We start from the raw sequence: 24,928 nt of genomic DNA, 5'->3' as shown, positions 1-24,928 counted from the left end.
TGATCTATTTGCGCAACAGGCGCAAACCGTTGAACACCACCAACAGGCTCACGCCCATGTCGGCAAACACGGCCATCCACATGGTGGCCAGACCCAGGAAGGTTACCGCAAGAAAGATCCCTTTGATGACCAGTGCCAGAGCAATGTTTTGCTTGAGGATGCTGGAGGTCTGACGTGACAGACGAATGAATGCCGGTATTTTGCGTAGATCGTCGTCCATCAGGGCGACATCGGCGGTTTCTATCGCGGTATCGGTGCCTGCAGCCGCCATGGCAAAACCAATTTCGGCACGGGCCAGTGCCGGGGCGTCGTTAATCCCGTCGCCGACCATGCCCACGTGATGCCCCTGGGCGTACAGCGCCTCAATCGCCTTGAGCTTGTCGTCGGGCAACAAGTTGCCCCGGGCCTGATCGATACCCACCTGGGCCGCAATGGCACTGGCGGTATGCGGGTTGTCGCCGGTCAGCATCAGGGTTTTGATCCCCAGTTCATGCAACTCGCGGATCGCTTCGCGGCTGGATTCCTTGACCGTATCGGCCACGGCGAACAACGCCAGCGGACCTGAACTGTCGCAAAGCAAAATCACGGTTTTACCCTGCTCTTCCAGGGTAAAGAGTTTTTCTTCCAGGGCCGGGGAGCACAGGTTCAACTCTTCAACCAGACGATGATTGCCCAGGTGGTAGAGCTTGCCGTCGATTTCACCGCGTACGCCGCGCCCGGCCAGGGCAGTGAAGTTATCCACAGGCCGTAGCGCCAGGTTTTTATCCACCGCGGCGTTGGCCACCGCCAGAGACACCGGGTGATCGGAGCGGCTGGCCAGACTCGCTGCCAGCAACACGGCACTCTCGGTCATCAGCGGGTCGAGTGGCAGGTAATCGGTTTGCACCGGCTTGCCGTGGGTGATGGTGCCGGTTTTATCCAGTGCCAGGAAATCCAGCTTGTGACCGCTTTCGAGGTACACCCCGCCCTTGACCAGAATACCTTTGCGCGCCGCTGCCGCCAGACCGCTGACGATGGTCACGGGAGTCGAGATCACCAGTGCACAAGGGCACGCCACCACCAGCAACACCAGGGCGCGATAGATCCAGTCAAACCATACGCCCCCCATAAACAGGGGTGGAATCACGGCCACCGCCAACGCGAAGATGAACACCACCGGGGTGTAGATTTTCGCGAAGCTGTCGACAAAGCGCTGGGTCGGAGCCCGGGCACCCTGGGCTTGCTCCACGGCGTGAATGATTCGCGCCAGGGTCGAATTGCTGGCCGCAGCAGTAACCCGGTATTCCAGCGAGCCGGCCTGGTTGATGGTGCCGGCAAAAATTTTATCGCCGACAGTCTTCTCGATCGGCAGGCTTTCACCGGTGATCGGCGCCTGATCTATGGTCGAACTGCCCGAAACCACTTCACCGTCCAGACCGATGCGCTCGCCGGGGCGAACCCGCACGATAGCGCCCAGTTCGACGTCTTTGACCTCAAGTTCCCGCCACGATCCATCAGCCTGTTGCACGGTGGCCTTGTCCGGCGCCATTTGCATCAGGCCGCCGATGGCGTTGCGCGCCCGGTCCAGGGATTTGGCTTCGATCAGTTCGGCCACGGTAAACAGGAACATCACCATGGCCGCTTCTGGCCATTGGCCGATCAGCACCGCGCCGGTCACGGCAATGCTCATCAGCGCGTTGATGTTCAGGTTGAGGTTCTTCAGGGCGATCCAGCCCTTCTTGTAGGTGGTCAGGCCGCCGCTGAGGATCGACACCAACGCCACCAGGGCAATCACCCAGGCAGGAGCGGCATCGGTAAAGTGCAGCACTTCGGCCGCCAGTGCGCCTACACCGGCCACGGCCAGCGGCCACCAGTGTTTCTTGGCCGGCGGGGTGACGGGGCCGGCATCCGTATCCGATTCCAGCGGGTCGGCCTGCATGCCCAGGGACTTGATGGCCGCAATGATCGGCTCGGTGGACGGCAGGTCATGGGTCACACCCAGCACCCGATTGATCAGGTTGAATTCCAGTTGCTGCACACCCGCCAGCTTGCCCAGTTTGTTCTGGATCAGGGTTTGCTCTGTGGGGCAGTCCATGGCTTCGATACGGAAGCTGCTCAAGCGGGCGCCCGCCGTAGGGGCAGCGCTGAGCTTGATCACGCTCGGAGCTTCGGCCGCAGTGCAGCAGCCGTGCCCATGGCCGGCATGTTGATCTTTCTTGCCGTGATCGTGATCGTGATCGTGATCGTGATCGTGATCGTGATCGTGATCGTGATCAGCATGGGGCTTGTGGTGGGTGTGAATGGAATCGCTCATCAGGTTGCGTCCGAAAAGGTGCCTGTTGCCAAGTAAAGACCCTGTAGCCACTATAGGGTCAAGCACCCTTTCGGAGATAACCTGATGAAAATTGGTGAACTGGCGAAATTGACCGACTGTCAGGTCGAAACCATCCGTTATTACGAGCGCGAAGGGCTGCTGCCGGAGCCGGCACGCAGTGAGGGCAACTACCGCCTGTATACCCAGGCCCATGTAGAGCGACTGACGTTTATTCGTAATTGCCGCAGCCTGGACATGACCCTGGAGGAGATTCGCAGCCTGCTGAACCTGCGGGACAGTCCGCAGGATCAGTGTGAAAGCGTGAATGCGCTGATCGACGAGCACATCCACCACGTCAAGGCCCGGATCGACAGCTTGCTGGCCTTGCAGACACAGCTTTTTGACCTGCGCCAACGCTGTGGTGAAGGGCCGAACGGCGAACATTGCGGGATTTTGCAGCAGCTGGAGGTGAGCGGCTCAGTCAGCGCCCCGGAAGGCGAGCCGAGTCATGTGGGCAGAAGCCACGGGCATTGATAACAGCAATAACAGCAATACCTGTAGGAGCGAGCTTGTCTCGCGAGCCTTTTAAGGATCGCGAGCTTTGTAAGGTTCGCGAGACAAGCTCGCTCCTACAGGAGACAGGGGTTTACACCGCCATCGGCGCAGTCATGGGCGCATGGTGCTGGTAGCCTTCGAGGCTGAAGTCACCCGGCTCGATCAGGCCCAACCACTCCGGCTGGTACACGCCGGTCTTGGCAAATTCCGGTACACGGTCCGAAATCACCAGTTTGGGCATCGGGAACGGCTCGCGGGTCAGCTGTTCGTTGAGCATGTCCAGGTGGTTTTCATACACGTGGGCATCACCGATGAAGTAGGTGAACCAGCGTGGCGTGTAACCGGTCAGGCGACCGATCAGGCTCAGCAGTGCGGCGCCTTCGGTCAGGTTGAACGGCGTGCCCAGGCCCAGATCATTGGAGCGGATGTAGAGCGTCAGGGAAATTTCCCTGGTCTCGACATTCGGGTGGAACTGATACAGCAGATGGCACGGCGGCAGGGCCATTTCGTCGAGCTGGGCGCAGTTCCAGCCGTGGAACAGAATTCGCCGGCTGCCCGGGTCGTTGATGATGGTGTCGACACACTGGCGCAACTGATCGATGGCCTTGTACAGCACCACGTAGGCCTGGCCGTCTTCTTCGCCCTCGGCAATCTGCCGGTAACCCTGGCTCAGGCACAGCTCGATAGCCGCCTGGTTGCTGCTGGCGATTTGCTTGTATGCCGGCCATTTGCGCCATTGCACACCGTAGATTTCACCCAGGTCGTCTTCACCCTGACGGAACGGGTTGGCCAGCCACTGGGCGTTTTCGTTGGCATTCTGGTCCCACACCTTGCAACCCAGGGCGCGGAAATCTGCAGCACTGTTCACCGGGCGCAGAAAACCGCACATCTCGCCAATCGCGGATTTGAACGCCATACGGCGGGTGGTGATGGCCGGAAAGCCTTCCTTGAGGTCATAGCGCAACATGGCGCCGGGCAGACTGATGGTCTTCACCCCGGTGCGGTTGGCTTGCAAGGTGCCATTTTTGATGACGTTGGCGACGAGGTCGAGATATTGCTTCATGGTTTTCCTACCGTTTGAATGCAGGGCGCTGTACGCCCTGCGATTCGAATTCATTACGCAGCTTTAAGAGCCGCTGGATCGCGCTGGTATGCCCACCAGATCAGGAGCAGACCGCCGAGGATCATCGGGATGCAGAGAATTTGCCCCATCGTCACCCAGCCGAACGCCAGATAGCCCAGTTGGGCATCCGGCACGCGGACGAACTCGACGATAAAGCGGAAGATGCCGTAGAACAGGGCGAACATCCCGGAAACTGCCATCGTAGGCCGTGGTTTACGCGAGTACAGCCAAAGGATCAGGAACAGTGCCACACCTTCCAGCGCAAATTGATAAAGCTGCGACGGATGGCGCGCCAGTTGCTGGGGATCGGTAGGAAAGATCATTGCCCACGGCACATCGCTGGCCTTGCCCCACAACTCGGCATTGATGAAGTTACCGATACGTCCTGCGCCCAGGCCAATCGGTACCACAGGCGCAATGAAGTCCATGATCTGGAAAAACGACTTGCCGTTGCGTTTGCCGAACCACCAGACGGCCAGCATCACGCCGATCAGCCCACCGTGGAACGCCATGCCGCCTTTCCAGACCTCCAGAATCAGCAGCGGGTTGGCAATGTAGGCGCTCAGGTCGTAGAACAGCACGTACCCCAAACGGCCGCCGACAATGACGCCCATGGCCACCCAGAACACCAGATCAGAGAGTTTCTCCTTGGTCCAGGTCGGGTCGAAGCGGTTGAGACGTCGCGACAGGATCAGCCAGGCAGCGCCAATGCCGATCAGGTACATCAAGCCGTACCAATGGATTTTCAGCGGACCAATGGCCAGTGCCACCGGGTCAATCTGCGGGTAAGGCAGCATTGCGACTCCTTGTTAGATCAGGAAACTCAAACCGGCACAGGACAACAGCGCCGCATACAAATTTGATCGGCATGGTAACGGAAGGGAGGCCTTGGGCTCTAGTGAATGGCGTGACAGGCTCAGGCAATCTATAAGTACAGTGATTAAAAAAACATTAAGGACTGCCCATGTGTCTGATTGTGTTCGCTTGGCGCCCCGGCCACGCCCAGCCTCTGGTCGTGGCGGCCAACCGTGATGAATTCTATGCACGCCCGGCAAAGCCCCTGGCGCAGTGGGTCGATACGCCTCAAGTGTATGCCGGCCGTGATCTGGAGGCCGGGGGCACCTGGCTGGGCATTGGCGCCAACGGGCGCTTTGCGGCGCTGACCAATATTCGTGAGCCGCACAAGCCGCCTTCACGGCGTTCGCGGGGGGAGCTGGTATCTGACTTTCTGAGTGGAAACCAGTCAATTGGCGAGTATTTCGCCGATGTTGGCCGCCGTTCTGTGGAATATGCCGGGTTCAATCTGTTACTGGGCACTGCCGATCAGCTCTGGCACTACAACTCCCAGGATGTCGCACCGCAGCTGCTCGACGCAGGGGTATATGGCTTGTCGAATGCCGGGCTGGATACGCCATGGCCCAAGTTGCTGAAAGCCAGGGCGGCTCTGGCCGAGGTTCTCAATGACCCTCAACCCCAGGCCCTGCTCGCACTGCTCAGTGATCGCCAGACGGCGCCCTTCAGTGATTTGCCTGATACCGGTGTGGGCCTGGCCACGGAAAGCTTGCTGTCGAGCGTATTCATTTCCAGCCCCAGCTACGGCACCCGCGCCAGCACCGCGCTGATTGTCAACGCAGACGGCTCGAGACTGATGGTTGAACACAGCTTTGGCCCGTTGGGTGGGCGCCTGGGAGAGGTAAGAATCCAGGGATGACTCGGATTCCACTGTAGGAGCGAGCTTTTAACAGCTCGCGCCTACAGTCCTGCAGAGGGACGATCAATACGGCTTGATCGCCGCCGGATTCATCATGCGGGTCAGGCCCATGTTTTTCAGAGCCAGTTGCACGGTGCTGCGAATCACCTGCGGGTTGTCGATGGTCATCACTTCGGCCAGCAGTTCCTTCGCGCGGCTCAGGCTGACCTGACGCAACATCCACTTCACTTTCGGCAAGTTGGTGGCGTTCATCGACAAACTGTCAAAACCCATGGCCATCAGCAAGATTGCCGCCGCCGGATCACCCGCCATCTCACCGCAAATACTGACCGGCTTGCCTTCGGCATGTGCATCGCGCACCACTGATTGCAGGGCCTGCAGCACCGCCGGGTGCAAGTAGTCATACAGATCGGCTACCCGCGGGTTGTTACGGTCCACGGCCAGCAGGTATTGGGTCAGGTCGTTGGAGCCCACCGACAGGAAGTCCACCTGGCGCGCCAGCTCCTTGGTCTGGTACACCGCTGCCGGAATTTCGATCATTACCCCGATTGGCGGCATCGGTACATCAGTGCCTTCGTCGCGCACTTCACCCCAGGCACGGTGCAGCAGGTGCAGGGCTTCTTCAAGTTCGTGGGTGCCGGAAATCATCGGCAGCAAAATACGCAGGTTGTTCAGGCCTTCGCTGGCCTTGAGCATGGCCCGGGCCTGCACCAGAAAGATTTCGGGGTGGTCGAGGGTGACGCGGATCCCGCGCCAGCCAAGGAACGGGTTGTCTTCTTTGATGGGGAAGTACGACAGTGACTTGTCGCCGCCAATGTCCAGGCTGCGCATGGTCACCGGTTGCGGATGGAAGGCTGCGAGTTGCTCGCGATAAATCGCCAGCTGCTCCTTTTCGCTCGGAAAGCGCTGATTGATCATGAACGGCACTTCGGTGCGGTACAGACCTACGCCTTCGGCGCCACGCTGCTGTGCACGGGCCACATCTGCCAGCAGGCCGGTGTTGACCCACAATGGCATGCGATGCCCGTCAGGTGTGATGCACGGCAGCTCACGCAAGGCATCCAGGCCTTGTGACAGCTGGCGTTCTTCTTCGACAACCTCGGCATATTGCTTGCGCAGCACATCGCTGGGGTTGGTGTAGACCTCGCCATGGTAGCCGTCGACGATCATCTGGATGCCGTCGACCCTGGAGTACGGCAGGTCAACCAGACCCATTACCGTCGGAATCCCCATGGCCCGGGCCAGAATCGCCACGTGGGAGTTGCCCGAACCCAGTACCGACACCAGGCCCGCAAGCTTGCCTTCGGGTACTTCACCGAGCATGGTCGCGGTCAGCTCTTCGCTGACCAGGATGGTGTGGTCGGGGTAGACCATGGTTTGCTGGCGGTCATGTTGCAAATAGGCCAGCAGACGCCGCCCGAGGTCACGCACATCCGACGCCCGCTCGCGCAGGTAGTCGTCGTCCATCAATTCGAAACGGTTGACGTGATCAGACACCACCTGGCGCAACGCGCCCTGAGCCCACTGGCCGGTCTTGATCACATTTTTGACTTCGCTGCCCAGCGACGCATCGTCGAGCATCATCAGATACACGTCGAACAGCGCCTGTTCTTCGGGCCGCAACTGGGTGGCGAGTTTTTTCGACACCGCGCGCATATCGTTGCGCACACCTTCGAGGGCGGTTTTGAACAGCGCAATTTCAGCCGGGATATCGGTAATGCTCTTGTCCGGAACCACGTCCAGATCGGCCGGGGGCAACATGACCACCGCCGTACCGACCGCCGCACCGGGCGAACCCGGCACACCGACGAACTTGGCTTCCTGAATGCCCTTGCCCTGACGTCCCAGGCCGCGGATCGAGCCCGTGGCTTCGGCATGGGCAATAACCCCCGCCAGCTGCGCGCTCATGGTCACGAGGAAGGCTTCTTCACCCTCATCGAACTGACGACGTTCTTTTTGCTGGATGACCAGAACCCCCACCACTCGGCGGTGGTGGATGATCGGCGCGCCGAGGAAAGAGGCATACCGCTCTTCACCGGTTTCTGCAAAGTAACGATAACGAGGGTGATCGGCGGCGTTTTCGAGGTTCAGAGGTTCTTCACGGGTGCCCACCAGACCCACCAGGCCTTCGTTGGGCGCCATGCTGACCTTGCCGATCGAGCGCTTGTTCAGGCCCTCGGTCGCCATCAGGACAAAACGATTGGTCTCTGGATCGAGCAAATAGACCGAGCAGACCTGACTGCCCATGGCCTCTTTGACGCGCAGCACAATAATCCCCAACGCCGCCTTGAGATCCTTGGCGGAGTTAACTTCCTGGACGATCTTGCGCAGCGTATTGAGCATGGCTCGGGGTCGAACTCCGTGTCAGGCGCGCGTTAAAAGGCGCGGGGCAAGCTCTTTGAGAGCGCGACGGTAAACCTCGCGCTTGAATGTCACCACCTGGCCCAACGGATACCAATAACTGACCCAACGCCAGCCATCGAACTCCGGTTTACCGGTCAAATCCATCCGCACCCGTTTCTCGTTGGAGACCAGGCGCAGCAAAAACCACTTTTGCTTCTGACCGATACACAGCGGTTGGCTATGGGTACGGACCAGACGTTGCGGCAAACGATAACGCAACCAGCCTCGCGTGCAGGCGAGTATTTCCACATCTTCGCGCTCAAGGCCAACTTCTTCGTTCAACTCACGATACAAGGCGTCTTCCGGCGTCTCATCAGGGTTGATACCACCCTGGGGAAACTGCCACGCGTCTTGATTGATTCGGCGAGCCCAAAGTACCTGACCAGCATCATTTGTCAGAATAATCCCGACATTAGGGCGGAAACCATCGGGGTCGATCACGGCAACAACCTCGCAAACGCATGTCACCGCATTGTTCCACAAAGGTTGTGAAAGCAGCAACGCGCCTTCCCGCCTTATGTGCACTCTTATGAAAAGACCGTATTCTTGTGGCCTTTTAACAGACACTTCAGCGGGTAATTTCAATGCGACTGGCTTTATTCGACCTGGACAACACCCTTCTGGGCGGTGACAGCGATCACGCTTGGGGCGATTACTTGTGCCAGCGGGGCATTCTCGACGGCGACGCTTACAAGGCGCGCAACGATGCCTTTTATCAGGATTACCTGGCCGGCAAACTCGACAACGCCGCCTACCTTAATTTCAGCATGGAAATCTTTGGCCGGCATGACATGGCTCAACTGGATCAATGGCACCGCGAATTCATGCGCGATTGCATCGAGCCGTTGATGTTGCCCAAGGCACAAGCCCTGCTGGAAAAACACCGTGCAGCAGGCGACACGCTGGTCATTATCACAGCCACCAACCGCGTGGTAACGGCACCGATCGCCCAAAAGCTCGGCGTGGAACACCTGATTGCCACCGAGTGCGAAATCGTCGATGGCCGCTATACCGGGCGCAGCACAGACGTGCCGTGCTTTCGTGAAGGCAAGGTGACACGCCTGAACCGCTGGATCGAAGAAAATGGCTACAGCCTGGAAGACAGCTGGTTCTATAGCGACTCGATGAACGACTTGCCGCTGCTGGAGCAAGTGACCCACCCGGTGGCGGTTGATCCTGATCCTAACCTGCGGGCCGAAGCCGAAAAACGCGGCTGGCCAGTGATGACGCTGCGCGACTGATCCGACCCCCACCCCCACAACCTACTGCAGGAGCAAGCTCGCTCCTGCAGATGCAACAGGGTCAAACCGGCTTGGCCCCCATCAGCCCAGCAATGGCGATAAAGCAAATCGTACAAAAAATCGCCAGCCCCAGCGTAAATCCAGGATGCCTGGCCACTCGCCCCAACCGCAGGCGATTGAGCCGTACCAGCAACCACAACCAGCTCAAGCCGCCCACCAGGTACAAACTGCTGCCCGCCAGCAACCACAGCTGACTCAGCGGCCAGCCGGCCATGTGCACCAGAAACCAGCCGCTCACCGGCAACGCCACCAGGCACAGGGCCATTAGCGCCCAGACAAAAGCCCAGGGCCGCCTGACGATGCCGCCCGACAGGTCTTTATCCCCTGCCCGCCAGCGTCGAATCACCACCACCAGCAACACAATGGCGCTGACCAATAGCAGCAGTGTCGATACGCCATGCAGCAGTTTTAACGCGGTGAACGTTTCCATTTGATTAATCCCTTGAGCCGTTCAGTCAGCGTAGCGGCTATCGGCCAAGAAACAGCTGATACGCCGGGTTATCGCTCTCATCCCAATATGGGTAGCCAATCTCGGCCAGCGCGGCAGGCACCAGATGACGCTCATCGGCAGGCACTTGCAGCCCGGCCATGACCCGACCATCGGCCGCCCCGTGGTTACGGTAATGGAACATCGAAATGTTCCAGCGCCCGCCCAGCTTGTGCAGGAAGTTGAACAGCGCGCCCGGGCGCTCCGGAAACTCGAAACGGAACAGCAGTTCATCGCTGACCTTGGCTGCATGCCCGCCAACCATGTGCCGGATGTGCAACTTGGCCAGTTCGTTCTCGGTCAGGTCGATCACCGGGAAGCCCTGTTCGGTCAGGCTGGCCAGCAGTGCGCTGCGGGGGTCGTTTTCCGGATGGGTCTGCACCCCAACAAAAATGTGCGCCTCGCTGCCGGTGTGGTAGCGATAGTTGAATTCGGTGATCTGACGCTTGCCGACGGCCTGGCAGAACGCCTTGAAACTGCCCGGCACCTCAGGAATGGTTACCGCGATAATGGCTTCGCGGCCCTCACCCAGCTCGGCTCGCTCGGCCACATGGCGCAGGCGGTCGAAGTTAACATTGGCACCGGAGTCGATGGCAACCAGGGTCTGGCCACGCACACCGCGCTGCTCCACATACTTCTTGATCCCTGCCACACCCAGGGCGCCGGCAGGTTCGGTGATCGAGCGGGTATCGTCGAAAATATCCTTGATTGCCGCACAGATTTCGTCGGTGCTGACGGTGATGACTTCGTCGACGTAGTCTTTGCAGATATCGAAGGTGTGCTGGCCAATCTGGGCCACGGCCACACCATCGGCGAAAATCCCGACCGCAGGCAGCACCACGCGCTCGCCGGCCGCCATCGCGGCTTGCAGGCAGTTGGAATCATCGGGCTCGACGCCAATGATCTTGATCTCGGGACGCAGGTATTTCACATACGCGGCAATCCCGGCGATCAGCCCGCCGCCGCCCACCGGCACGAAGATCGCATCCAGCGGTGCCGGGTGCTGGCGCAGAATCTCCATCGCCACGGTGCCCTGCCCGGCAATGGTATGCGGGTCATCGTAGGGGTGAACGTAGACGTAGCCTTCCTTCTCGACCAATTGCAGCGAGTAGGCCAGGGCTTCAGGGAAAGTATCGCCATGCAGCACCACGATACCGCCCCGGGAACGCACACCTTCGACCTTGATCTCGGGGGTGGTTTTGGGCATGACGATGGTGGCCTTGACCCCCAGTACCTTGGCTGCCAGAGCCAGCCCCTGTGCATGATTGCCCGCCGACGCGGTGACTACACCACAGGCGCGCTCGGCGTCGCTCAAGTGCATGAGCTTGTTGTAAGCGCCGCGAATCTTGAACGAGTACACCGGCTGCAAATCTTCGCGCTTGAGCAAAATATGGTTGCCCAGCCGCGCGGTGAGCTGGTTGGCAGCTTGCAAGGGAGTTTCTACGGCAACGTCATAAACGCGCGAGGTGAGGATTTTCTTAACGTACTGTTCGAGCATCGGAAAGCTTCACTGGGCGGGTTGGCAGGGACCAAGGAGTCTACCCCAGCGTTTGCGCAACCGACCACACGAAAGGGAAGGTTTATTGGCCCGCTCCCCCATCCAGCGGCAGCGGGCTTGCCAGCGACCAACATGGCGCCAGACATCAGGCCGTCCACATCCCCGGTTAGTTGCCTCTATAATGCCGGCCTTTCTGTTCCCCTTCCCGCCCGGAGCCCCCATGACCCAGGACCAACTCAAACAGGCCGTAGCCCAGGCTGCCGTCGACTTCATCCTTCCAAAGCTGGATGACAAGAGCGTTGTAGGGGTCGGTACCGGCTCCACGGCCAACTGCTTTATCGATGCCCTGGCTCTGCACAAGGGTGCCTTCGACGGTGCCGTGGCCAGTTCCGAAGCCACTGCCGCCCGCCTCAAGGGCCACGGTATTCCGGTTTACGAACTGAACACCGTCAGCGACCTGGAGTTCTATGTCGATGGCGCAGACGAAAGCGACGAAAACCTGAACCTGATCAAAGGCGGCGGCGCAGCCCTGACCCGCGAGAAGATCGTGGCCGCTGTGGCCAAGACCTTTATCTGCATCGCCGACGGCAGCAAGCTGGTCCCGGTACTGGGCGCGTTCCCGCTGCCCGTTGAAGTGATCCCGATGGCCCGCAGCCATGTAGCCCGCGAACTGGTCAAGCTGGGCGGCGACCCGGTTTACCGCGAAGGTGTGGTGACGGACAACGGCAACATCATCATCGACGTGTTCAACATGCAGATCACCAACCCGGTAGAGCTGGAGCGTCAGATCAACGCCATCGTCGGCGTCGTGACCAACGGCCTGTTTGCTGCCCGCCCGGCTGACCTGCTGTTGCTGGGTACCGCCGAAGGCGTGAAAACCCTGACCCGCTAACCCCAACTTATAGGAGCGAGCTTCTCAAACCGCCATCAAGAGCTCGCGAGCTCGCTCCTACGGTTTGTTTTTAATGTTTTATGGCTTTTTGAACACGTAGAACAGATTTGGCTCACTCACCACGTATAACGCTCCTTCGTCGTCCATGGCGACACCTTCCGCTTGTGGCACTGTTTTTTTCAGGCCATGACGGCCCTTTTTCAGCGACAGCGTGCTGATGGGCCGCCCGTCTATATCCAGCTCCAGCAACAACCTCGACTCATCGGACAAGGCCAGCAAATGCCCGCTGCGCTCGTCAAACTGCAAACTCGACAGATCGCGCACAAATAACCGGGCATCGCGCCGCGCATTGCTCACCACGTGGATGGCATACGGCGTTTGGGGATTGTCCTGAGGGAAGCCCCGCACTTCATAAATCAGCATCGGATCCCGCTCCTTGGCCACAAACAGACGCTTGCCGACCGAGTCGTAGGCCAACCCTTCAAATCCCTTGTTACCCCGCTGATGGATCCCCAGCGTCAGCTGCTTCGCCTCCCGGGCATCCAGTACCTGAGTGTTGTCATCAACCTTGACCTTGAACAGCCGCTGCTCATGTTCGTCGGCAATCACGTAGGTATTGGCGTCAATAAACTCGACTGCCTCGGCATCGCCAAACCCGATCAGGGCAATACGCCGCAGAATCCGGCCATCCAGGCTCAACTCCACCAGTTCGCTTTTTTTGTTGGTCACGGTAAACAGGCTTTTACGCAGCGGGTCGTAGGTCAGTGCCGAGACATTGTCCTCAAGCCCTTCAATCACCTGGCCTTGCAGCACGGCGCGATACTCGCCCAGATTGATTGCTGCGGGGTTGGCCTGTTGCCATAGCCGGCTGACCTTGAACCAGGTGTGCTCGAACAGACGGTAATGTTGTGCGGCGAAACCCGCAGCCAGCAGAGTCAGGCACAGCACAAGAGCGGTAGCACGATTGAAGCGGCGCATTGAGACGAACCCTAAACAAATCAGGCGGGTGAAATACCACGACTGGCTGAACTCAAACTTAATAACGCCGCCGGTCTTGCGCCGCAACCGGCTCAAGGTTTTTTCGGAGTTTTCTCAAAGCGATAAAACAGATTCGGCTCACTGACCATATACAGGGTGCCGTTTTCATCGATCGCCACCCCTTCAGCCCGGGGAATGGTGTTTTTGAGACCATTGAAACCGCGCAGCAAGGTCATGAAACTGACTTGCTCGCCCAGTTCATCGAGCTCCAGCAACATGTGCGAATCCGCCGAAAGCACCAGGGTATGGCCCGTTCTCGGATCAATGCTCAAAGCCGAAAGGTTGCGCAAATCCAGTTCATCGCTAGGCACCTTCTGCTTGCTTCCAGAGAGGACCTGGCCGCCGTCGCTTTTCCATACATACAACTGCGGCGGGCGCTCTTCGCCCAGCAACAGTTGCTGGCGGCGCGGGTCCCAGGCAATGGCCTCGAAGGCTTTGTTCTGGTTCCTGGAGGGGCCCAGGTTGTATTTGGGGAAGTCGGCGATATTCAGGGTTTTGGTGTTGGCATCGATATTGACGATGGTCAGCAAGTGCTCACGCTCATCGACAATGGCCAGCAGACCATTTTCCATCACCGTCAGGCCTTCAGGGTTGCTCCAGCCCACCAGCGGAATTTTGCGCAGGACATCGCCATCGAGGGTCAGCTCCACCAGAAACGGGTTCTTGCCCATCACCGAAAACAGGGTTTTGCTCAGCGGGTTATAGGCCAGGTCCGACGCTTCATCCTTTTCCATCCCCGGTAACGGCTTGCCATCAATAACCGCCGTGTAGTCCGGCAACCACACGCTTTCGTTCTGTTCTTGCGGGTTCTCAAATTGCTCCAGCACCCACAACGCCCCCCGGTCATCCCAATGCATGATGGCCGCCACCCCATAGAGCACGGCGCCAAGCAGTACAAGCCAGTAATACCAGCGCAGGCTGAAGCGAGAGCGTGCAGGCGGGGTCAGCTGAGGGTCTGAAGCCATTTGAATAATCTTCCGGGAAATTTGGCAACGTCTAAATATCACAAAGCGGGCAAATCCACTGCCTGGCTCGAACCTATTATGCAGATGCGTTGTGAAATAAATGATAAATGCAGCGAAATACACACCGGAATCGGGGGGCTGTGAATAAATGTTACGAGGCAGGCCTACCACGGCTTGCAAAGGGTTTTTCTAGCGCCACTGAGGAGCGCGTCTGGATCGTGCTCAGTGGGTCCCCTGAAAGGGTTTGAGTGGTTTGATCAAATACGTTTGCAACATGAATCAAAGATAAAAAAATCACAGCATATATAGACATACAGATTAAAAAGCCGCACTTAAAGTTTCAGTGCGGCTATGTTCATGGGTCGTTCTGTTAGTTATGCGATCGGGTGTCGACGCCTGGAATACCTGAATGTAGTAAACGTTCTCTTCAAAGCCCCCTTGGTTTGATAGTCAAGCCAGGGCGGCTCGTCCTTTCTCGAACGAGAGCTTAAAAATAGGAGCGAGGGGTACTAGAAGGTAACTGAAGAGGTGTAGCCGGCGAGGGTGACGTAGCTGACCAAGGTGTATTAACGGCGCTTCTGTTCGCTGAGTTGGTCTGCCCCGGATTTTGTAAATCACCACGGGACAAATACGGCAAAAGCCTCTCACGGACTGGTCCTTGTTCCAGCAAACAGGACAGATCCATATCGCGCATGGGTGGCACTCGCAGGGCTCCCCCGGGTAATGCAAAGCCGCAGCCCCTCTGGCGCAACAGCCAGCCAGGACGAATCGTCTATCCATATTCCTAAAAGTTAGTTCTTTTAATTTTTATACTCAATTAGGGTATATGCACCGGACCACCGGACTTTCCAGCTTTTATCTGCACCGCTCAAGCGGTGCTCCAATGAGATGCGAGGTAGGTATGGTCCGTAACACAATTACCCTTGTGGAAATCGCCAGGGCATTGCGTGCAGCCAAGGAGCAGCAGTGATGTCGAATCTGGCTAATGCACACCTGCAAAGCGACCTGGATGTCGCCCCCTTGTTGCTCGCAGCGCACATCCTGCGCACCGACAACGAAGCCCTTGAAGCCGCACGCGATCTGGCTGCCGCCGCCCGTGAGCACGCGGCCAGGCGCGATCAGCAACGCAAATTGCCCTGGTCACTTATTGAGCAGTTCACCCGCAGTGGACTTGGCAGTATCTCCATTCCCCGGGAGTTCGGCGGGCCACAGGTTTCCTTCGTCACCCTGGCTGAAGTGTTTGCCATTATTTCGGCCGCCGACCCGGCGCTGGGGCAGATTCCGCAGAACCAGGTGGGCATTCTCAATCTGATTTCCAGCACCGCGAGTCAATCGCAAAAAGAGCAACTGTTCAGCAGCGTGCTGCAGGGCTGGCGCATCGGTAATGCGGGGCCTGAACGCGGCAGTAAAAACACCCTGGACTTGAAGGCACGCATAACCGCTGACAAGAATGATTTCGTCATCAGTGGTCAGAAGTTTTACTCCACCGGTGCACTGTTCGCGCACTGGATTGCAGTCAAGGCGCTCAACGACGACGGCAAACCGGTCATGGCCTTTGTTCGCCGCGGGACTCCCGGCCTGCGCGTTGTCGATGACTGGTCCGGCTTTGGCCAGCGCACCACTGCCAGCGGTACCGTGTTGCTCAACAGCGTGCGCATTGATGACGAACTGGTCATCGACAGCTGGCGTTTGGGCGAAGTGCCGAACATTCAGGGCTCGGTGTCGCAACTGATCCAGGCCGCCATCGATCTGGGCATCGCCCGCGAAGCCATCACCGACACCATCAGTTTTGTACGCGAACGTTCCCGGCCGTGGATCGACGCCAGGGTCGAGCGCAACAGCGATGATCCCTATGTCATCGCCGACATTGGCAAATTGAAGATCGAGTTGCATGCCGCCGAAGCCTTGTTGCGCAAAGCCGGCCGGGTACTGGATGAAGTCAGCGCCGCACCGATTGACGCGCAGGCCGCCGCCCGGGCCTCGATTGCCGTGGCCGAAGCCAAGGTGCTGAGCACCGAGCTGTCGTTGCTGGCCAGCGAAAAACTTTTCGAACTGGCGGGCAGCAGCGCCACCCTCGCCCGTTTCAACCTCGACCGACACTGGCGCAACGCACGGGTTCATACCCTGCACGACCCGGTCCGCTGGAAATACCACGCCATCGGCACCTACCGCCTCAACGGCACCCTGCCTGCCCGGCATTCCTGGATTTGACTACGGAGATACCCATGTCCCTGATATCCAAACAGGTCCCGGTCATCCGCAGTGATGCCGAGGCCCTGAGCGTAGCCCGTGAACTGGCCGCACATTTCAAACGCGAAAGTGCTGTACGCGACCGCGATCGACGCCTGCCGCTTGATGAACTCGAACTGTTTTCCCACACCGGCCTGTGGGGCATTACCGTGCCGCAGGCCTGGGGTGGCGCCGGCGTGTCCAATGTCACGCTGGCTCAGGTGGTGGCATTGATTGCTGCTGCTGACGCCTCGCTGGGGCAAATTCCGCAAAACCATTTCTATGCACTTGAAGTACTGCGGGTCAATGGCACGCCGGCACAACAGGCGCGGCTATATGCCGAGGTCCTGGCCGGACAGCGCTTTGGTAATGCCCTGGCCGAAATCGGCACTAAAACCGCCCACGACCGTACCACCCACCTGGCCAGGGCCGAAGACGGCTACCGCATCACCGGTCGCAAGTTTTACGCCACCGGCGCCCTGTATGCGCAGCGTATTCCGACCTCGGTGGTGGATGATAACGGCGTACAGCACCTGGCGTTTGTGCCCCGCGACAGCGACGGCCTGACCGTGATTGACGACTGGAGCGGCTTCGGCCAGCGCACCACCGGCAGCGGCTCGGTGCTGTTCGACAATGTGTTCGTCGCCGCTGATGACGTGATCCCGTTTCAAAGCGCCTTTGAGCGCCCGACCCCGGTTGGCCCGCTGGCGCAAATCCTCCATGCCGCCATCGACACCGGCATCGCCCGCGCCGCCTTTGAAGACGCGCTGCATTTTGTGCGCACCAAGACCCGGCCCTGGATCGACGCCACCAGCGATATCGCCAGCGAAGACCCGCTCACCCTGAAAAGCTTTGGCCGCCTGAGTGTGCGTCTGCATGCCGCCGAAGCCTTGCTGGAGCGCGCCGGTGAACTGCTGGATATCGCCCAGGCCAATACCCATGCCGGCACCGTGGCAGCTGCCTCGATTGCGGTGGCAGAAGCGCGCGCCATCAGCACCGAGATTTCGCTGGCCGCAGGCAGCACCCTGTTTGAACTGGCGGGCAGCCAGGCCACCCTCGCCGAACACGGGCTCGATCGCCACTGGCGCAACGCCCGGGTCCACACCCTGCACGATCCGGTGCGCTGGAAATATCACGCGGTGGGCAATTACTACCTCAACGATACGAACCCGCCATTGCGGGGGACCATCTGATGAGCAAAAAGAAAATCCTGATCAATGCCTTCAACATGAACTGCATTGGCCACATCAACCACGGTCTGTGGACGCATCCACGGGACAACTCCACCCAGTTCAACACCCTCGAATACTGGACTGAGCTGGCGCAGCTGCTGGAGCGCGGGCTGTTTGACGGGCTGTTTATCGCCGATATCGTCGGCGTCTACGACGTCTATCAACAGTCGGTTGATGTGCCGCTCAAGGAGTCGATCCAGCTGCCGGTCAACGACCCGCTGCTGCTGGTATCGGCCATGGCGGCCGTAACCAGAAACCTTGGCTTTGGCCTGACCGCAAACCTGACCTACGAGCCCCCGTATTTATTCGCCCGTCGCATGTCGACACTGGACCATCTGACCCGCGGCCGTGTGGGCTGGAACATCGTCACCGGGTATCTGGACAGCGCGGCCAAAGCCATGGGCCTGAGCGAACAGGTCGAACATGACCGGCGTTACGACCAGGCCGATGAATACCTGGAGGTGTTGTACAAACTCTGGGAAGGCAGCTGGGAAAACGGCGCCGTGGTCAACGACCCGGCACAGCGCATCTATGCCCGTCCCGACAAGGTGCACAAGGTCAGACATGCCGGCGAGTTCTACCAGGTCGAGGGCTATCACCTGTGCGAACCCTCACCCCAGCGCACGCCGGTACTGTTTCAGGCCGGCAGTTCGGATCGCGGTCTGGTGTTTGCCGGGCGCCATGCCGAGTGCGTGTTTATCAGTGGCCAGACCAAGGCGGCGACCAAAACCCAGGTCGACAAGGTTCGCGCCAGCGCCGCGGCGGCAGGACGCAACCCGGATGACATCAAACTGTTTATGGGCCTCAACGTGATAGTCGCGCCCACCGAAGCCCTGGCCCGGGCCAAGCGCGACGAGTACCTGGGCTATGCCAGTGCCGAAGCCGGGGTGGCGCATTTTTCCAGCTCCACAGGCATCGACTTTGCCGACTACGAACTGGACGAGCCGATCCAGTACGTGAAGAACAACGCCATCCAGTCCGCTACCAAAGTGCTGCAAAACAACGACTGGACCCGGCGCAAACTGCTTGAACAACACGCACTGGGCGGGCGCTACATGACATTGGTGGGCTCACCGCAACAGGTGGCCGACGAGCTCGAATCGTGGATCGAAGAGACCGGTCTGGACGGCTTCAACCTGACCCGCATCGTGACGCCGGAAAGCTATGTCGACTTTATCGATCTGGTAGTCCCCGAGCTGCAACGCCGGGGCTCCTACAAGACCGCATATGACACCGGCAGCCTGCGGCAAAAACTCTTTACCGAGGGCGACGCGCACTTGCCTGAACGGCATACGGGCGCCGCTTACCGCCAACCCGAATAACCCTGCAGGAGCGAGCTCACGAGCCGTCTGATGCTCGCTCCTGGAGGATTTGAATTCTGAATTTTTGAATGGAATTTGCCCCATGCACAAAAAACACTTAACCCCACTGGTTCTGGCGCTCGGACTGTTCAGCGGCATCGTGTTCGCCAGCGACGCCCCGCTCAAGGTCGGCACCACGGCGGCCTTTGCTCCCGCCCTTGAAACGACGGTGAACGAAGCCAGGAAGCAAGGCCTGGATGTCGAGCTGATCGAGTTCAGCGACTGGATCGCTCCCAACGTCAGCCTCAACAGCGGCGACATCGACGTGAACTACTTCCAGCACATCCCGTTCCTGGAAAATGCCAACGCTGCAGGCGGGTTTAACCTGGTGCCCTATGCCAAAGGCATCATCAACAACGTGGGCCTGTACTCGAAAAAATACAAAAGCCTGGACCAACTTCCCCAGGGCGCTACGGTGGCCATCGCCAATGACCCGATCAACAGTGGACGCGGCCTGCAACTGCTGGCCAAGGCCGGCCTCATCACCCTCAAGCCCGGCGTAGGCTACAAGGCGACCGAAGAAGATATCGTCGCCAATCCGAAAAACATCAAGATCCTGCAGGTCGAAGCCGTACAGCTGGTACGCGCCTATGACGATGCCGATCTGGTGCAGGGGTACCCGCACTACATACGCCTGTCGAAAAACTTCGATGCCAACTCGGCGCTGTTGTTTGACGGCATCGACCACCCGGAATACGTCATTCAATTCGTGATCCAGCCCAAGAACAAGGACGACCCGCGACTGGCCAGATTTGTCGATATCTACCAGCATTCGCCTGTGGTCAAAGCCTCGCTGGATAAGGCCTACGGCACCCTGTATCAACCTGGCTGGGATAACTGAACATGAACGTGGCAATTGCTCGCGAGCGGCTCGATCAGCCGCAGCCAAGCGCGACCCACACCCGGCTGCACCCTGAACTGAGCCAGGCCCATGTGCGTTTTATCGGTGTAGGCAAAACCTATGACGGCCAACAGGGGCCGGTGGATGCCCTCAAGGATATCGACCTGGCGATTCAGCACGGGGAGATTTTCGGCATTATCGGTCGCAGCGGCGCCGGCAAATCCTCGCTGATTCGCACCATCAATCGCCTGGAACAACCCAGCAACGGTCGCGTGCTGATCGATCAAATCGACATCGGTGACTTCGATGAAAACCGGCTGGTGGCGCTGCGCCGACAAACCGGCATGATCTTCCAGCACTTCAACCTGATGTCAGCCAAGACCGTGTGGCAGAACGTCGAACTGCCGCTCAAGGTAGCTGGCGTACCCAGACTGCAGCGGGAACAGAAAGTCCGCGAGTTGCTGGAGCTGGTGGGCCTGCAAGGCAAGCACAAGGCCTACCCGGCGCAACTGTCGGGAGGGCAGAAACAACGGGTTGGCATTGCCCGCGCGCTGGTCCACGACCCGGCCATCCTGCTCTGTGACGAAGCCACCTCGGCCCTTGATCCGGAGACCACCCAGTCGATTCTCGGTCTGCTGCGCGAGATCAATCAGCGCCTGGGCCTGACCATCATCCTCATCACCCACGAGATGGCGGTGATTCGCGATATCTGTCACCGCGTGGTGGTACTGGAACAAGGCCGGATCGTCGAGCAGGGCCCGGTGTGGCAAGTGTTCGGCGACCCGCAGCATGAGGTCAGCAAAACCTTGCTCTCACCGCTGCAGGACAACCTGCCCGAAGCCCTGAAAAACCGCATCAGTGCGCAGCCGGCATCGTCACATTCGAGTGTGATTCTGCGTCTGCGTTTTACCGGCAGCCAGGAGCAGGAACCGGACCTGGGTGCGTTGTTCAGCGCCCTGGGCGGTCAGGTGCGGCTGCTGCATGGCGGGGTTGAGCAGATTCAGGGGCACGCCCTGGGCCAACTGTTGCTCAGCGTGACCAGCAACTCTCTGGGGGCGGACGAATTACGCAAGCGCGCCGGACAATGGGCACAACAGGTCGAGGTCGTGGGTTATGGGATTTGAACGTCTATGGCAGGGTGTGATCGACACCTTTTTAATGGTCGGTGTGTCGTCACTGATCGCATTAATCCTGGGCATTCCGCTGGCGGTGATTCTGGTCACCAGCGGCAAGGGCGGTATTTATCAGGCCCCCAGGCTGAACCAGGCACTGGGCGCGTTCGTGAACCTGTTCCGTTCCATTCCCTTTCTGATTTTGATGGTGGCGCTGATCCCCTTCACCCGCCTGATTGTCGGCACTACCTACGGCGTCTGGGCTGCCGTCGTACCCCTGACCATCGCCGCTACACCGTTCTTCGCACGGATCGCCGAAGTCAGCCTGCGCGAAGTGGATCACGGCCTGATCGAGGCCGCGCAAGCCATGGGTTGCAAACGCCACCACATCATTTGGCACGTGCTGTTGCCTGAAGCCTTGCCGGGCATTGTCGGCGGTTTCACCATCACCCTGGTGACCATGATCAACTCATCGGCCATGGCCGGAGCCATAGGGGCCGGTGGCCTGGGTGACATTGCCTACCGCTACGGTTATCAGCGCTTTGACACCCAGGTCATGCTGACCGTGATTGTGTTGCTGGTGGTGCTGGTGGCGTTGATTCAGCTTGGCGGTGATCGCCTGGCCCGCGTACTGAACAAACGCTGAGGTATAGTCGGCGGCCAGACTGCCGCCGACCGAGCCTGCCATGACCCTCGATGCAAAAACCCTCGAACAGATTGCCGCCACCACGCTGGAGCATTATCAGCAGAGTGCCGAAGGCTTTCGCGAAGGGACTCGCGACCATGATGTGAGCCAGAACATCGACGCATTACTGCGGCATATCCAGGGCAGCGCGCCATTTACCCTTCTGGATTTTGGCTGCGGCCCGGGGCGCGATCTGCAAACCTTCACCCGCCTGGGGCATGTAGCGGTCGGGCTCGACGGCACTGAACGCTTCACCCAGATGGCCCGCCAGGACAGTGGCTGTGAAGTATGGCATCAGGACTTTCTCAAGCTGGGCCTGCCTGCCGAACACTTTGACGGCATCTTCGCCAACGCCTCGTTGTTCCACGTACCGACCCAAGAGCTTGCGCAAGTACTGGGCAAGCTGCACGCCACCCTGAAGCCTGGCGGCGTACTGCTGAGTTCCAACCCCCGCGGGGACAATCGAGAAGGCTGGAATGGCCAGCGTTACGGGGCATACCACGACCTGGAAAACTGGCAGGCGATGCTTACCGGGGCGGGTTTTGTCGAACTGGAACACTACTACCGCCCCCCCGGCCTGCCCCGCGACCAGCAGCCGTGGCTGGTGAGTGTGTGGCGTAAAGCCTGACTCCCCGCCTTGAAAGCTCGCGAGGAAAGCTCGCTCCTACAGGGGTTAGAGCCATATGGCATCCCAGTGCGGGTAATCGCCCAGGCGCTGCACCAAACCTGCCCGCAGGGGGTTGGCGACGACATAGCGGGCGACGCTTGCCAGATCTTCGTCATAACGAATCGCCCGGTCGTGATAGCCCTTTTGCCAAAAATGATTATTGCGTTTACAGGCCGCGTTAATCACTCGAGCACTGCACGATTTTGTCCGTCTCATGACTGTCGCAAGGCTGGCGTCTTGTAGTTCGATCAACCAATGAAAGTGATCGGGCATGACGACCCAGGCGAGTGATTTAACCAATCCCTCGCTTTGAGTTCTGCGAAGTTCATTGATCAAAAGTCGAGCGCTATGAAAGTTGCTGAAAGTCGGTTCACGGTCTTTCACCACGGCCGTGAGCAGATAAATCCGACCCGTCTCAGAGACTCTGCCTGTGCGAAGCGGACATCCATGGATAGAGCCTGACATTCCTTTACCCTCTGAATAAGTATCAAAAGACAAAGACTAATGGAGGCTCAAAGCTCTGAAACACGATGGTAGTTCTGAATATGTCTGGTCTGTAGGAGCGAGCTTGCTCGCGAGCTTCAAAGGCTCGCGAGCAAGCTCGCTCCTACAGATAAAGCATAAAAAACCCCGAGGGGCTTACACCGCTCGGGGATCGGTCTTTCATGCTTTACAACTTGGCGATGGATACTTCGGTGGATTTTACAAAGGCGATTACTTCGCTGCCCACTACCAGCTCCAGCTCTTTGACCGAACGGGTGGTGATGACCGAGGTAACGATGCCCGATGCCGTTTGTACGTCGATTTCCGAAAGCACGTCGCCCAGCACGATTTCCTTGATATGGCCTTTGAACTGGTTGCGAACGTTGATGGCTTTGATGGTCATGGTGTCGATTCCTGTCTTGGGATAGAAAAGTGCGGTTATTGCGCCCAGCGCAGTTGCGTAGGCAGCGGTGCAACGGGTTCCGGCTCAGGGGGCGAGCCAGGCAAGGCAAGTACCCGGTTGAGTACTTCTGTTTCCAGTGCCGCCAGCCGGTGCGATCCGCGCACCCGGGGGCGCGGCAGTTCGACTGTGAGGTCCAGCCCCACTTCGCCGTCTTCGATCAGGATGACCCGATCGGCAATCGCAACGGCTTCGCTGACGTCGTGGGTCACCAGCAATACGGTGAATCCGTGCTGGCGCCACAGGCGTTCGATCAGTTGCTGCATCTCGATGCGGGTCAAGGCATCCAGCGCACCCAAGGGTTCATCCAGTAACAACAGGCCCGGCTGGTGAATCAGCGCACGAGCCAGGGCCACACGCTGTTTTTGCCCGCCCGATAAAGCCGCCGGCCATTCATTGGCGCGCTCGGCCAGACCCACCTCTTCCAGCGCTTTTAGCGCCTTGGCACGCCAGTCGCCCTTGAGCCCTAGCCCGACGTTGTCGATGACTTTTTTCCAGGGCAGCAAACGCGCTTCCTGAAACATCAGCCGCGTGTCTTCGCGGACTTCTTCCAGTGCTGCCGTGCCTGCCAGCAGTTGGCCAGCCGTCGGTTGATCGAGCCCGGCCAGCAGGCGCATCAGGGTGCTTTTGCCACAACCGCTACGCCCGACTATCGCCACGAATTGACCGGCAGGAATATGCAGATTGATGTCACGCAGGACCTGACGCTCAGCAAAAGACTTTTGCAGGCCTTTGATGGCCAGCGGAATGCCCTGACGCAAACGCGGAGGTTGTTGAGCCGTCATGCTGCACCGCCTTTAACCACTTGATAGGCCGGGTGCCAGCGCAACCACACACGCTCCAGGCCCCGGGCCGCGGTATCGGCCAATTTGCCGAGCACCGCGTACAGAACAATCGCCAGCACGACCACGTCGGTTTGCAAAAACTCCCGGGCGTTCATCGCCAGGTAGCCAATGCCGGAGCTGGCGGAAATGGTTTCGGCCACGATCAGGGTCAACCACATAAAGCCCAGGGCAAAACGCACCCCCACCAGGATCGAAGGCAAGGCACCGGGCAGGATCACCTGGCGAAACAGGCTGAAACCGGACAGCCCGTAACTGCGCGCCATTTCCACCAAAGCAGGGTCTACGTTGCGGATGCCGTGATAGGTGTTGAGGTAGATGGGGAATAAAGTCCCCAGCGCCACCAGGAAAATCTTCGCCGACTCGTCGATCCCGAACCACAGGATGACCAGAGGGATGAGCGCCAGGTGCGGTACGTTGCGGATCATTTGCACCGAACTGTCCAGCAGGCGCTCGCCCCATTTCGACAAGCCGGTGATGAAGCCCAGCACCAGGCCGATGCTGCCACCGATGACAAAACCGACCCCGGCGCGCCAGCCGCTGATGGCGAGGTGTTTCCAGATCTCGCCACTGCGCACCAACTCGACCCCGGCCGCGAATACGGCGCTAGGGGCAGGCAGAATGCGGGTCGACAACCAGCCCGCCGATACCGACAGCTGCCATACCGCCAGCAGCAATACCGGCAAGGCCCAGGGCGCCAGTTTGTGGCCGATGCTATTGAGGCTTGAAGCCTTGCCCTTGCTCATGGCC

24 protein-coding genes are annotated in these 24,928 nt (G+C 59.2%); 11 read left to right on the top strand and 13 right to left on the bottom strand.

Annotation, left to right across the window (positions count from 1 at the left end; all coding sequences use genetic code 11):
- Positions 1-4 precede the first annotated feature (4 nt).
- Positions 5-2,293: a heavy metal translocating P-type ATPase gene (locus B195_RS01215; protein WP_037001667.1), complete on the bottom strand. Its 2,289-nt coding sequence runs from the start codon at positions 2,291-2,293 to the stop codon at positions 5-7.
- Positions 2,294-2,377: 84 nt separating this feature from the next.
- Here B195_RS01215 and cadR point away from each other — a divergent pair, with 84 nt between their 5' ends.
- A complete protein-coding gene (gene cadR, locus B195_RS01210) occupies positions 2,378-2,827 on the top strand; it encodes a Cd(II)/Pb(II)-responsive transcriptional regulator (protein ID WP_003444544.1) in 450 nt (149 codons plus the stop codon).
- Positions 2,828-2,939: 112 nt separating this feature from the next.
- Here cadR and B195_RS01205 read toward each other — a convergent pair whose 3' ends face one another.
- Both B195_RS01205 and lgt read right to left on the bottom strand, forming a co-directional pair.
- On the bottom strand, positions 2,940-3,911 hold the full coding sequence (locus tag B195_RS01205) for a thymidylate synthase (protein WP_003444545.1): 972 nt from the start codon (positions 3,909-3,911) through the stop codon (positions 2,940-2,942).
- 53 nt (positions 3,912-3,964) lie between these two features.
- Positions 3,965-4,768 (bottom strand): prolipoprotein diacylglyceryl transferase, encoded by an 804-nt coding sequence (gene lgt, locus B195_RS01200; protein ID WP_003444546.1) that lies wholly within the window; start codon positions 4,766-4,768, stop codon positions 3,965-3,967.
- Between the two features lie 167 nt (positions 4,769-4,935).
- Here lgt and B195_RS01195 point away from each other — a divergent pair, with 167 nt between their 5' ends.
- Positions 4,936-5,682 carry an NRDE family protein gene (locus B195_RS01195; protein WP_003444548.1) on the top strand — a complete coding sequence of 249 codons (747 nt, stop codon included), beginning with the start codon at positions 4,936-4,938 and terminating at the stop codon, positions 5,680-5,682.
- A 63-nt stretch (positions 5,683-5,745) separates the two neighbouring features.
- On the opposite strand, the gene ptsP is transcribed toward B195_RS01195, so the two are convergent.
- On the bottom strand, positions 5,746-8,025 hold the full coding sequence (gene ptsP, locus B195_RS01190) for a phosphoenolpyruvate--protein phosphotransferase (RefSeq protein ID WP_003444550.1): 2,280 nt from the start codon (positions 8,023-8,025) through the stop codon (positions 5,746-5,748).
- 21 nt (positions 8,026-8,046) lie between these two features.
- Positions 8,047-8,526 (bottom strand): RNA pyrophosphohydrolase, encoded by a 480-nt coding sequence (locus tag B195_RS01185; protein WP_003444551.1) that lies wholly within the window; start codon positions 8,524-8,526, stop codon positions 8,047-8,049.
- A 143-nt stretch (positions 8,527-8,669) separates the two neighbouring features.
- On the opposite strand from B195_RS01185, the gene B195_RS01180 reads away from it, so the two are divergent.
- Entirely contained in the window at positions 8,670-9,326 is a 657-nt protein-coding gene (locus B195_RS01180) for an HAD family phosphatase (protein ID WP_003444554.1), read from the top strand.
- A 61-nt stretch (positions 9,327-9,387) separates the two neighbouring features.
- On the opposite strand, the gene B195_RS01175 is transcribed toward B195_RS01180, so the two are convergent.
- Together B195_RS01175 and ilvA are read right to left on the bottom strand one after the other, a co-directional pair.
- Entirely contained in the window at positions 9,388-9,816 is a 429-nt protein-coding gene (locus tag B195_RS01175) for a DUF2269 family protein (protein WP_003444557.1), read from the bottom strand.
- A gap of 37 nt (positions 9,817-9,853) precedes the next feature.
- Positions 9,854-11,371, bottom strand: a complete 1,518-nt coding sequence (gene ilvA, locus B195_RS01170) for a threonine ammonia-lyase, biosynthetic (protein ID WP_003444559.1) — start codon at positions 11,369-11,371, stop codon at positions 9,854-9,856.
- A 220-nt stretch (positions 11,372-11,591) separates the two neighbouring features.
- Between ilvA and rpiA the strand changes: the two genes are divergently transcribed.
- Positions 11,592-12,263 (top strand): ribose-5-phosphate isomerase RpiA, encoded by a 672-nt coding sequence (gene rpiA, locus B195_RS01165; RefSeq protein WP_003444561.1) that lies wholly within the window; start codon positions 11,592-11,594, stop codon positions 12,261-12,263.
- A gap of 78 nt (positions 12,264-12,341) precedes the next feature.
- Here the strand turns inward: rpiA and B195_RS01160 are convergent, their stop codons facing one another.
- Together B195_RS01160 and B195_RS01155 are read right to left on the bottom strand one after the other, a co-directional pair.
- Complete coding sequence (locus tag B195_RS01160) at positions 12,342-13,241, bottom strand: SdiA-regulated domain-containing protein (protein ID WP_003444563.1); 900 nt, start codon at positions 13,239-13,241, stop codon at positions 12,342-12,344.
- 92 nt (positions 13,242-13,333) lie between these two features.
- On the bottom strand, positions 13,334-14,266 hold the full coding sequence (locus B195_RS01155; RefSeq protein ID WP_003444565.1) for an SdiA-regulated domain-containing protein: 933 nt from the start codon (positions 14,264-14,266) through the stop codon (positions 13,334-13,336).
- Between the two features lie 969 nt (positions 14,267-15,235).
- Here B195_RS01155 and B195_RS01150 point away from each other — a divergent pair.
- The 7 genes from B195_RS01150 (at position 15,236) to B195_RS01120 (ending at position 22,354) form a co-directional block, all read left to right on the top strand.
- Positions 15,236-16,477 (top strand): SfnB family sulfur acquisition oxidoreductase, encoded by a 1,242-nt coding sequence (locus tag B195_RS01150; RefSeq protein WP_003444567.1) that lies wholly within the window; start codon positions 15,236-15,238, stop codon positions 16,475-16,477.
- A 14-nt stretch (positions 16,478-16,491) separates the two neighbouring features.
- Positions 16,492-17,688, top strand: a complete 1,197-nt coding sequence (locus B195_RS01145; protein WP_003444569.1) for an SfnB family sulfur acquisition oxidoreductase — start codon at positions 16,492-16,494, stop codon at positions 17,686-17,688.
- Positions 17,688-19,049: an LLM class flavin-dependent oxidoreductase gene (locus B195_RS01140; RefSeq protein WP_003444571.1), complete on the top strand. Its 1,362-nt coding sequence runs from the start codon at positions 17,688-17,690 to the stop codon at positions 19,047-19,049. Before B195_RS01145 ends, B195_RS01140 begins: the two co-directional genes overlap by 1 nt.
- Before the next feature lie 82 nt (positions 19,050-19,131).
- Positions 19,132-19,929 (top strand): MetQ/NlpA family ABC transporter substrate-binding protein, encoded by a 798-nt coding sequence (locus tag B195_RS01135; protein ID WP_003444573.1) that lies wholly within the window; start codon positions 19,132-19,134, stop codon positions 19,927-19,929.
- Positions 19,930-19,931: 2 nt separating this feature from the next.
- The gene (locus B195_RS01130) at positions 19,932-21,053 is read left to right on the top strand and encodes a methionine ABC transporter ATP-binding protein (RefSeq protein WP_003444574.1); all 1,122 of its coding nucleotides are present in this window, start codon (positions 19,932-19,934) and stop codon (positions 21,051-21,053) included.
- Positions 21,043-21,687: a methionine ABC transporter permease gene (locus tag B195_RS01125; protein ID WP_003444575.1), complete on the top strand. Its 645-nt coding sequence runs from the start codon at positions 21,043-21,045 to the stop codon at positions 21,685-21,687. The genes B195_RS01130 and B195_RS01125 overlap by 11 nt, the downstream gene beginning before the upstream one ends.
- Positions 21,688-21,727: 40 nt before the next feature.
- Complete coding sequence (locus B195_RS01120) at positions 21,728-22,354, top strand: bifunctional 2-polyprenyl-6-hydroxyphenol methylase/3-demethylubiquinol 3-O-methyltransferase UbiG (RefSeq protein WP_003444577.1); 627 nt, start codon at positions 21,728-21,730, stop codon at positions 22,352-22,354.
- A 45-nt stretch (positions 22,355-22,399) separates the two neighbouring features.
- On the opposite strand, the gene B195_RS01115 is transcribed toward B195_RS01120, so the two are convergent.
- From B195_RS01115 to ssuC, 4 genes are all read right to left on the bottom strand, one after another.
- Positions 22,400-22,858 (bottom strand): transposase, encoded by a 459-nt coding sequence (locus B195_RS01115; RefSeq protein ID WP_037001674.1) that lies wholly within the window; start codon positions 22,856-22,858, stop codon positions 22,400-22,402.
- Between the two features lie 205 nt (positions 22,859-23,063).
- Positions 23,064-23,279, bottom strand: coding sequence for a molybdopterin-binding protein (locus B195_RS01110; RefSeq protein WP_003444581.1), 216 nt, complete (start codon positions 23,277-23,279; stop codon positions 23,064-23,066).
- Positions 23,280-23,314: 35 nt separating this feature from the next.
- Entirely contained in the window at positions 23,315-24,121 is an 807-nt protein-coding gene (gene ssuB, locus B195_RS01105) for an aliphatic sulfonates ABC transporter ATP-binding protein (RefSeq protein WP_003444583.1), read from the bottom strand.
- A complete protein-coding gene (gene ssuC / locus B195_RS01100) occupies positions 24,118-24,924 on the bottom strand; it encodes an aliphatic sulfonate ABC transporter permease SsuC (RefSeq protein WP_003444585.1) in 807 nt (268 codons plus the stop codon). The genes ssuB and ssuC overlap by 4 nt, the downstream gene beginning before the upstream one ends.
- Positions 24,925-24,928: the final 4 nt, after the last annotated feature.

Origin of the sequence: Pseudomonas sp. Lz4W (genome assembly GCF_000346225.2) — a bacterium.
GTDB lineage: Bacteria > Pseudomonadota > Gammaproteobacteria > Pseudomonadales > Pseudomonadaceae > Aquipseudomonas > Aquipseudomonas paraversuta.
The sequence above is the reverse complement of the archived record's forward strand: the minus strand, read 5'-3'. Positions and strand labels throughout refer to the sequence as shown.

What these genes read in the sequence shown, in the direction of transcription:
- B195_RS01215 (WP_037001667.1), bottom strand. Translation starts at nt 2,293, where the DNA reads ATGAGCGATTCCATTCACACCCACCACAAGCCCCATGCTGATCACGAT.
- cadR (WP_003444544.1), top strand. Translation starts at nt 2,378, where the DNA reads ATGAAAATTGGTGAACTGGCGAAATTGACCGACTGTCAGGTCGAAACC.
- B195_RS01205 (WP_003444545.1), bottom strand. Translation starts at nt 3,911, where the DNA reads ATGAAGCAATATCTCGACCTCGTCGCCAACGTCATCAAAAATGGCACC.
- lgt (WP_003444546.1), bottom strand. Translation starts at nt 4,768, where the DNA reads ATGCTGCCTTACCCGCAGATTGACCCGGTGGCACTGGCCATTGGTCCG.
- B195_RS01195 (WP_003444548.1), top strand. Translation starts at nt 4,936, where the DNA reads ATGTGTCTGATTGTGTTCGCTTGGCGCCCCGGCCACGCCCAGCCTCTG.
- ptsP (WP_003444550.1), bottom strand. Translation starts at nt 8,025, where the DNA reads ATGCTCAATACGCTGCGCAAGATCGTCCAGGAAGTTAACTCCGCCAAG.
- B195_RS01180 (WP_003444554.1), top strand. Translation starts at nt 8,670, where the DNA reads ATGCGACTGGCTTTATTCGACCTGGACAACACCCTTCTGGGCGGTGAC.
- B195_RS01175 (WP_003444557.1), bottom strand. Translation starts at nt 9,816, where the DNA reads ATGGAAACGTTCACCGCGTTAAAACTGCTGCATGGCGTATCGACACTG.
- ilvA (WP_003444559.1), bottom strand. Translation starts at nt 11,371, where the DNA reads ATGCTCGAACAGTACGTTAAGAAAATCCTCACCTCGCGCGTTTATGAC.
- rpiA (WP_003444561.1), top strand. Translation starts at nt 11,592, where the DNA reads ATGACCCAGGACCAACTCAAACAGGCCGTAGCCCAGGCTGCCGTCGAC.
- B195_RS01160 (WP_003444563.1), bottom strand. Translation starts at nt 13,241, where the DNA reads ATGCGCCGCTTCAATCGTGCTACCGCTCTTGTGCTGTGCCTGACTCTG.
- B195_RS01155 (WP_003444565.1), bottom strand. Translation starts at nt 14,266, where the DNA reads ATGGCTTCAGACCCTCAGCTGACCCCGCCTGCACGCTCTCGCTTCAGC.
- B195_RS01150 (WP_003444567.1), top strand. Translation starts at nt 15,236, where the DNA reads ATGTCGAATCTGGCTAATGCACACCTGCAAAGCGACCTGGATGTCGCC.
- B195_RS01145 (WP_003444569.1), top strand. Translation starts at nt 16,492, where the DNA reads ATGTCCCTGATATCCAAACAGGTCCCGGTCATCCGCAGTGATGCCGAG.
- B195_RS01140 (WP_003444571.1), top strand. Translation starts at nt 17,688, where the DNA reads ATGAGCAAAAAGAAAATCCTGATCAATGCCTTCAACATGAACTGCATT.
- B195_RS01135 (WP_003444573.1), top strand. Translation starts at nt 19,132, where the DNA reads ATGCACAAAAAACACTTAACCCCACTGGTTCTGGCGCTCGGACTGTTC.
- B195_RS01130 (WP_003444574.1), top strand. Translation starts at nt 19,932, where the DNA reads ATGAACGTGGCAATTGCTCGCGAGCGGCTCGATCAGCCGCAGCCAAGC.
- B195_RS01125 (WP_003444575.1), top strand. Translation starts at nt 21,043, where the DNA reads ATGGGATTTGAACGTCTATGGCAGGGTGTGATCGACACCTTTTTAATG.
- B195_RS01120 (WP_003444577.1), top strand. Translation starts at nt 21,728, where the DNA reads ATGACCCTCGATGCAAAAACCCTCGAACAGATTGCCGCCACCACGCTG.
- B195_RS01115 (WP_037001674.1), bottom strand. Translation starts at nt 22,858, where the DNA reads ATGTCAGGCTCTATCCATGGATGTCCGCTTCGCACAGGCAGAGTCTCT.
- B195_RS01110 (WP_003444581.1), bottom strand. Translation starts at nt 23,279, where the DNA reads ATGACCATCAAAGCCATCAACGTTCGCAACCAGTTCAAAGGCCATATC.
- ssuB (WP_003444583.1), bottom strand. Translation starts at nt 24,121, where the DNA reads ATGACGGCTCAACAACCTCCGCGTTTGCGTCAGGGCATTCCGCTGGCC.
- ssuC (WP_003444585.1), bottom strand. Translation starts at nt 24,924, where the DNA reads ATGAGCAAGGGCAAGGCTTCAAGCCTCAATAGCATCGGCCACAAACTG.